This is a genomic window from Mycobacterium sp. E2497 (genome assembly GCF_001668695.1).
Classification (GTDB): Bacteria; Actinomycetota; Actinomycetes; order Mycobacteriales; family Mycobacteriaceae; genus Mycobacterium.
In genome coordinates, this window is the sequence record NZ_LZKD01000155.1 from 40,087 (window position 1) to 47,560 (window position 7,474).

General features: G+C 69.7%; 7 protein-coding genes and 1 pseudogene. 6 read left to right on the forward strand and 2 right to left on the reverse strand.

From position 1 onward, the window contains the following. Nucleotides 1–12 precede the first annotated feature (12 nt). The 3 genes from A5713_RS14510 to A5713_RS14520 are packed head-to-tail and all read left to right on the forward strand — an operon-like array spanning nucleotide 13 to nucleotide 3,000. Entirely contained in the window at nucleotides 13–864 is an 852-nt protein-coding gene (locus A5713_RS14510) for a siderophore-interacting protein (RefSeq protein ID WP_068096460.1), read from the forward strand. Between the two features lie 42 nt (nucleotides 865–906). Beyond that, on the forward strand, nucleotides 907–2,070 hold the full coding sequence (locus A5713_RS14515; protein WP_068096464.1) for a lactate 2-monooxygenase: 1,164 nt from the start codon (nucleotides 907–909) through the stop codon (nucleotides 2,068–2,070). 33 nt (nucleotides 2,071–2,103) lie between these two features. Continuing rightward, nucleotides 2,104–3,000, forward strand: a complete 897-nt coding sequence (locus A5713_RS14520) for a tyrosine recombinase XerC (RefSeq protein ID WP_068096465.1) — start codon at nucleotides 2,104–2,106, stop codon at nucleotides 2,998–3,000. 160 nt (nucleotides 3,001–3,160) lie between these two features. Here A5713_RS14520 and A5713_RS14525 read toward each other — a convergent pair. After that, nucleotides 3,161–3,616, reverse strand: a pseudogene (locus tag A5713_RS14525) (M23 family metallopeptidase); the annotation flags it as partial. Nucleotides 3,617–3,912: 296 nt separating this feature from the next. Between A5713_RS14525 and rpsB the strand changes: the two are divergent. The 3 genes from rpsB to A5713_RS14540 are packed head-to-tail and all read left to right on the forward strand — an operon-like array spanning nucleotide 3,913 to nucleotide 7,006. Beyond that, nucleotides 3,913–4,746, forward strand: a complete 834-nt coding sequence (gene rpsB / locus A5713_RS14530; protein ID WP_067918955.1) for a 30S ribosomal protein S2 — start codon at nucleotides 3,913–3,915, stop codon at nucleotides 4,744–4,746. A gap of 1 nt (nucleotide 4,747) precedes the next feature. Next, complete coding sequence (tsf, locus tag A5713_RS14535) at nucleotides 4,748–5,575, forward strand: translation elongation factor Ts (RefSeq protein ID WP_068096474.1); 828 nt, start codon at nucleotides 4,748–4,750, stop codon at nucleotides 5,573–5,575. 33 nt (nucleotides 5,576–5,608) lie between these two features. Further along, nucleotides 5,609–7,006 carry an amidase gene (locus tag A5713_RS14540; protein ID WP_068096476.1) on the forward strand — a complete coding sequence of 466 codons (1,398 nt, stop codon included), beginning with the start codon at nucleotides 5,609–5,611 and terminating at the stop codon, nucleotides 7,004–7,006. 7 nt (nucleotides 7,007–7,013) lie between these two features. Here the strand turns inward: A5713_RS14540 and A5713_RS14545 are convergent, their stop codons facing one another. Then, the gene (locus A5713_RS14545) at nucleotides 7,014–7,433 is read right to left on the reverse strand and encodes a MarR family winged helix-turn-helix transcriptional regulator (RefSeq protein ID WP_068092792.1); all 420 of its coding nucleotides are present in this window, start codon (nucleotides 7,431–7,433) and stop codon (nucleotides 7,014–7,016) included. Nucleotides 7,434–7,474 lie beyond the last annotated feature (41 nt).

A 7,474-nucleotide genomic window follows, 5' to 3' on the forward strand; every position in this document is an offset into this window, starting at 1 on the left:
ACGGGAGGACAAGTGGCGGGTCGACCTCTGCAACGCTTCGAGGTTGTCGATACGAAAGAACTCACACCGCACATGGTCGCGGTGGTACTGAGGGGCGTGGATTTCGACGCCTTCGTGCCCAGCAAATTCACCGACTCCTACGTCAAGTTGGTGTTCGTCTCCGATGACGTCGACGTCGCGGAACTGCCCCAGCCGTTGACGCTGGACAGCTTCGCCGAGCTGCCCCCGGAGAAGAGGCCGTCGGTCCGGACCATGACGGTCCGCCACGTCGACGTGGCGGCCCGCGAGATCACCCTGAACATCGTCACCCACGGCGAGCACGGGATCGCCGGCCAGTGGGCGGCCGCCGCCGAGCCCGGCCAGCGGATCTTCTTGATGGGTCCCGGCGGGGCCTACACGCCCGACCCGGCCGCCGACTGGCATCTGCTGGCCGGCGACGAATCCGCGCTGCCCGCGATCGCCGCGGCGCTGGAAGCGTTGCCCCCCAACGCCGTCGGCAAGGCGTTCATCGAGGTGGCGGGCCAGGAAGACGAGATCCCGCTAACCGCGCCGGAGGGCGTCGAGGTGCACTGGGTGTATCGCGGTGGCCGCGCCGACCTGGTTCCCGAGGACCGCGCCGGCGACCACGCCCCGCTGATCGAGGCGGTCACCACCACGCCGTGGCTGCCCGGCCAGGTGCACGTCTTCATCCACGGCGAGGCCCAAAGCGTCATGCACAACCTGCGGCCCTACATCCGCAAGGAGCGCGGCGTGGACGCCAGGTGGGCGTCGTCCATCTCGGGTTACTGGCGGCGCGGACGCACCGAAGAGACGTTCCGGCAATGGAAGAGGGAACTGTCCGAGGCGGAGGCCGGGGCCTCGTAGCGGGTTCGTCGGCCCGGCTGCCGGCTGGCATCCTCTTATCCCATGGCGCACTTCGGCGATTACCAGAACGAGATCTACTTCAAGGGCCTGGGTGGGGTGGCGCCCGCGCTGCCGATGGCCTTCGCGGAGCTCGAGGCCCGGGCCGAGCGGGCCATGTCGCCGTCGGTGTGGTCCTATGTCACCGGCGGAGCCGGCGACGAGCGCACCCAGCGGGCCAATCGCGAGGCGTTCGACCGCTGGGGTTTGATGCCCCGTATGTTCGTCGGCGCCGCCGAGCGTGACCTGTCGGTAGAGATGTTCGGCCTGACCCTGCCGTCGCCGGTGTTCATGGCCCCGATCGGCGTCATCGGCATCTGTGCTCAAGATGGCCACGGCGACCTGGCCACCGCGCGCGCCGCGGCGGTTACGGGTGTCCCGATGGTCGTTTCCACCCTGACCGCCGACCCGTTGGAAGACGTCGCCGCACAATTCGGCGACACCCCCGGGTTTTTTCAGCTGTACACGCCGAAGAATCGTGAGCTCGCCGCCAGCCTTGTTCAGCGGGCCGAGGCCGCCGGTTACAAGGGCATCATCGTCACTCTGGACACCTGGATCCCCGGCTGGCGTCCGCGCGACCTCAGCACGGCGAACTTTCCGCAGTTGCGCGGGCTGTGCCTGAGCAACTACACCAGCGACCCGGTCTTTCGCGCCGGCCTGCAGCGCCCGCCCGAGGAGGACCCGCAAGCCACTGTGCTGCAGTGGGTCACGACGTTCGGCAATCCGTTGACGTGGGACGACCTGCCGTGGCTGCGATCGCTGACCAAGCTGCCGCTCATCATCAAGGGCATCTGCCATCCCGACGACGCCCGGCGCGCCAGGGACGGTGGCGTCGACGGCATCTACTGCTCGACGCACGGCGGCCGGCAGGCCAACGGCGGACTGCCCGCTCTCGATTGCCTGCCGGGGGTGGTGGAGGCGGCCGACGGCCTCCCGGTGCTGTTCGATTCGGGCATCCGCAACGGCGCCGACATCGCCAAGGCGCTGGCGCTGGGCGCGACCGCGGTGGGCGTCGGTCGTCCGTACGCCTACGGTCTGGCACTGGGCGGCGTTGACGGCATTGTGCACGTGCTGCGTTCGCTGCTGGCTGAAGCCGACCTGATCATGGCCGTCGACGGATATCCGACGCTGAAAGATCTCACCCCGGACACGCTTCGGCGCGTCGGCTGATTCAGGTCCCCGGCTCCTGCGAACGTTGCAGGCGTGGAGGCCATCCTCGAGGAGTTCGACGAGTACCTGGCGCTGCAGTGCGGCCGTTCGGCGCACACCCGTCGGGCCTACCTCGGCGACCTGCGCTCGCTGCTGACCTTCCTCGAGAGCCGCGGCGCCGCGCTCGACACGTTGAGCCTGCCGCTCTTGCGCTCCTGGTTGTCGTCCACGGCCGCGGCCGGTGCGGCGCGCACGACGCTGGCGCGTCGCACCTCGGCGGTCAAGGCGTTCACCGCATGGGCCGCGCGGCGCGGCCTGCTGGCCGGGGACCCCGCCGCCCGACTCCAGGTGCCCAAGGCGCATCGCACCCTGCCGGCGGTGCTGCGCCAGGACCAGGCGCTCGACGCCATGGCCGCCGCGAAATCCGGTGCCCAGCAAGGGGATCCGATGGCGTTGCGGGACCGGCTGATCGTCGAGATGTTGTATGCCACCGGAATCCGGGTGAGCGAGCTGTGCGGCCTGGACGTCGACGACGTGGACACCGGACATCGGGTGATCCGCGTGCTGGGCAAGGGCAACAAGCAGCGCACCGTGCCCTTCGGGATGCCGGCCGCCGAGGCGCTGCGCGCCTGGCTGCACGACGGACGGCCCACGCTGGTGACCGCGGAGTCGGGCCCCGCGCTGCTGCTGGGTGCGCGCGGGCGGCGCCTCGACGTGCGCCAGGCCCGCACCGTCGTGCACCAGACGGTCGCCGCGGTGGACGGTGCGCCCGACATGGGGCCGCACGGGCTGCGGCACAGCGCGGCGACGCACCTGCTCGAAGGCGGGGCCGACCTGCGGGTGGTGCAGGAGCTGCTCGGCCATTCCAGCCTGGCGACCACCCAGCTCTACACCCACGTCGCCGTCTCCCGATTGCGCGCGGTGCATGATCAGGCGCACCCGCGGGCGTGAGGGTCTGCATTGACGGCGTCGGGTGTGCGTTGACGGCGCAAAATCCGGGAAATTCGCGCCCTGGACGCACACGCACAGCCCTGGACGCACACGCGAAGCCCTGGACGCACACGCGAAGCCCTGGACGCACACGCGAAGCCGCGAAGCGCCCTCATCCGTCCAGCGGTTTGAGCCGGATCGGGGTCGACTTCACCAGGCCCAGCGGATCGACATAGTGGGCGCCGGACGCCGGACCCCACATCGCACCCCAATGCAGACATGCCGCGGCCCGGCAACCGGCATGCCCGGCCTCCAACGAGCCGATCACCGTCTGGGCCGTCACCGCCTGACCCGCCCGCACCGCGGCCCGGACCGGCTCGTAGCTGGTGTGCAACCCGCCCGGGTGGGCCAGCGACACCACAGGCCGTCCCGCCAGCTGCCCGGCGAACACCACGGTGGCGCCGCCCGCCGCATACACGGGCTGGCCGGGGGCGCCGGGCAGGTCCACCCCGCGATGTCCGGGCTTCCAATCCGGTGACGGGGCGTCGAAGCCCCGGCCCACGGCCGGGGCCGGGGGCGGGCGCAACGGCCAGTCCAGGCGCGCGTCGTCCGCGGCGGCGGGCGCCGCGCTAAGCGCCGTCAGCCACACTAAAAGCCACCAGGCCCGTCGCATCCGCTCAGTTCACTGCCCCGCCGGCGCCCGCACCACTCAGGCCCGCCGATGCTGTGCAAAACCACCTGCTGAGTCGGTGTAAACTGCTGGTCGCAGCTCGTCCGCGGGCTGACTTCGCGCGTCCGCCCCGCGTCTCCCGTTCCACTAGGAGTTCGCACCGCGTGCCGGGCGGTCCCTTAACTGGGTCCGGCATCGCAGCAGGCGCCAGGGCCCGGCTTCACCCGATGCCGGGCGACAACCGACACAAGTAAGGCGCAACCATGGCCGTCGTAACCATGAAGCAGCTGCTCGACAGCGGCACTCACTTCGGGCACCAGACCCGTCGCTGGAACCCCAAGATGAAGCGGTTCATCTTCACCGACCGCAACGGCATCTACATCATCGACCTGCAGCAGACGCTGACCTTCATCGACAAGGCGTACGAGTTCGTCAAGGAAACCGTCGCCCACGGCGGCACGGTGCTGTTCGTCGGCACCAAGAAGCAGGCCCAGGAATCGGTCGCCGCCGAGGCCACCCGCGTCGGCATGCCATATGTGAACCAGCGCTGGCTGGGCGGCATGCTCACCAACTTCTCCACCGTGCACAAGCGGCTGCAGCGCCTCAAGGAGCTCGAGGCGATGGAGCAGACCGGTGGCTTCGAGGGTCGCACCAAGAAGGAAATCTTGATGCTGACCCGGGAGAAGAACAAGCTGGAGCGAAGCCTGGGCGGTATCCGCGACATGGCCAAGGTGCCGTCGGCGATCTGGGTGGTCGACACCAACAAGGAGCACATCGCCGTCGGCGAGGCCCGCAAGCTGGGCATCCCGGTCATCGCGATCCTGGACACCAACTGCGACCCCGACGAGGTCGACTACCCGATCCCCGGCAACGACGACGCGATTCGCTCGGCCGCGCTGCTGACCAAGGTAATCGCCTCCGCGGTCGCCGAGGGCCTGCAGGCGCGCGCCGGAGTCGGCCGCGGCGACGGCAAGCCCGAGGCGGAAGCCGCCGAGCCGCTGCCCGAATGGGAGCAGGAACTGCTGGCCTCCGCCGCTGCCAGCGCCCCCACCGATGCTGCTGCGGGCGCGCCCGAATCCACCCCCACGGAAGGCTGATATGGCCAACTTCACCGCCGCCGACGTCAAGAAGCTTCGGGAGCTCACCGGCGCCGGCATGCTGGATTGCAAGAACGCGCTGGCCGAGAGCGACGGCGACTTCGACAAGGCGGTCGAGGCGCTGCGCATCAAGGGCGCCAAGGACGTGGGCAAGCGCGCCGAGCGCGCCACGGCCGAGGGTCTGGTCGCGGCCAAGGGCGGCGCGCTGATCGAGCTGAACTCCGAGACCGACTTCGTCGCCAAGAACGCCGAGTTCCAGGCCCTGGCCGACCAGGTCGTCGACGCCGCGCTGGCCGCGAAGGCCGCCGACGTCGAGACGCTCAAGGCGGCTCCTATTTCTTCGGGATCGGCGACTAAGACCGTCGAGCAGGCCATCGCCGACCTGTCGGCCAAGATCGGCGAGAAGCTCGAGTTGCGGCGCGTGCAGTACTTCGACGGCAACGTCGAGGCCTACCTGCACAAGCGCGCCGCCGACCTGCCCCCGGCAGTCGGCGTTCTGGTGGAGTTCAGCGGCGAAAACAAAGACGCGGCCCACACGGTCGCGCTCCAGATCGCCGCGCTCAAGGCGCGCTTCCTCTCGCGCGACGACGTCCCCGAAGACGTCGTGGCCAGCGAGCGCCGCATCGCCGAGGAAACGGCCAAGGCCGAGGGCAAGCCGGAGCAGGCGCTGCCCAAGATCGTCGAGGGCCGGCTGAACGGATTCTTCAAGGACGCGGTGCTGCTGGAGCAGCCGTCGGTGTCCGACAGCAAGAAGACGGTCAAGGCGCTGCTCGACGAGGCCGGTGTCACGGTGACGCGCTTCGTTCGCTTCGAGGTGGGCCAGGCTTAACCCGCGGGCACGCGCGCGTTAGCGTCTGGTGCTATGCGACACGTGCACGCGTTCGGCGACGACGCCCTCGGTGATCTGGACGCGGTGGGTCTCGCCCACGCCATCCAGGCCGGGTGGGTGAGCAGGGCGGAGGTCGTCGAGGCCGCCATCGCGCGCACCGAGGCCGTCGATCCGATCCTCAACGGCCTGGCGTATGCGGGGTTCCAGCAGGCGCGAACCGCCCCGGCGGCGAGCGGCTTCTTTGACGGCGTCCCGACGTTCCTCAAGGACAACGTCGACATCGCCGGCCAGCCGACGATGCACGGCACCGACGCGTGGACGCCGTGGAATGCCGCCTCCGACGGCGAATTCACCCGGCTGTTCCTGGCCACCGGGCTGGCCCCCGTGGGCAAGACGCAGCTGTCGGAATTCGGATTCAGCGCGTCGGCCGAGCACCCACGGCTGGGGCCGGTCCGCAACCCGTGGAACACCGACTACAGCGCCGGCGCTTCCTCGTCGGGCTCGGGTGCGTTCGTTGCCGCCGGCGTGGTGCCCATCGCCCACGCCAACGACGGCGGCGGCTCCATCCGCATCCCCGCCGCCTGCAACGGGCTCGTCGGGCTGAAGCCCTCGCGCGGGCGGCTGCCGCTGGACGCCCACCTGCGCCGGATGCCGGTGGGCATCGTCGCCAACGGTGTGGTGACCCGGTCGGTGCGTGACACCGCGGCGCTCTACCGGGAGGCCGAACGCATCTGGCGCAACCCGAAACTGGCGTCCGTCGGGGACGTCACCGGGCCCGGCAGACAGCGGCTGCGGATCGCCGTGCTGACCCGGTCGGTGCAACGCGACTGCAGCCCCCAGGTACGCGAGCTGACGCTGAAGTCCGCCGGCCTTCTCGAGGAGTTGGGGCACCGTGTCGAATACCTCGATGAGCCCCCGGTGCCGGCCAGCTTCGTCGACGATTTCGTCCTCTACTGGGGATTTCTCGCGCTGGCCCAGGTGCGCAGCGGCCGGCACATGTTCGGCAAGACGTTCGACCGCGGGCGGTTGGACAGCCTGACGCTCGGTCTGGAGCGACACACCGGCCGCAACATCCACCGATTGCCTCTGGCCATCATGCGCCTGCGCCGAATCCGTAGGCGTACCGCGCAATTCTTCGGCACCTACGACGTCGTGCTGACCCCGACGCTCGCCGACGAGACGCCCCGCATCGGCTACCTGGCACCCACCGACTACCACCAGGTCATCGAGCGGCTGATCGACTGGGTGTCTTTCACCCCGCTGCAGAACGTCACCGGCGAGCCGGCGATCTCACTTCCGTTGGCGCAGTCCGACGACGGCATGCCGGTCGGCATGATGTTCTCGGCCGACGTCGGGCAGGAGGCGCTGCTGCTCGAGCTGGCCTACGAACTGGAAGAGGCCCGGCCCTGGGCCCGCATCCAGACGGCTTAGTTGCCGCTCAGTCGGACCCGAGCTTGTCGAGCATCCGCTTGAACTCGCGCTGCTGAGGCTCGGTCAGCTTCGCCAGGATGCGGGCATCGGCGTTCCGCACCGCGCCTTCCGCGCGCTTCAGCAGGGCCCGGCCCTGCCCGGTCAGCGTGGCGGGTAGGGCGCGGCCGCTGGACACCGATGTCGGACGCGCCACGGCGCCAATGTCTTCCAGCTTGCGCAGCACGGTGTTCATCGCCTGCGGGGTGACCCCAGCCTGCCGGGACAGCTCGGCGCTCGACGTCCCGGGAAACATCGAAAGCATGCGCAGGCAGACGAATTCGGGCAGCGTCAGACCGAGCGGGCCCAACACCGCGGACACCTCCGGTCGCAGCAGGCTCGCCACCCGATAGAGCAGGTAACCGAGCGGGGCGTCTTCGGCGAGGGCCATGTCAACGATATTGACATATTTCGGCCGTCTGGACGTCGATG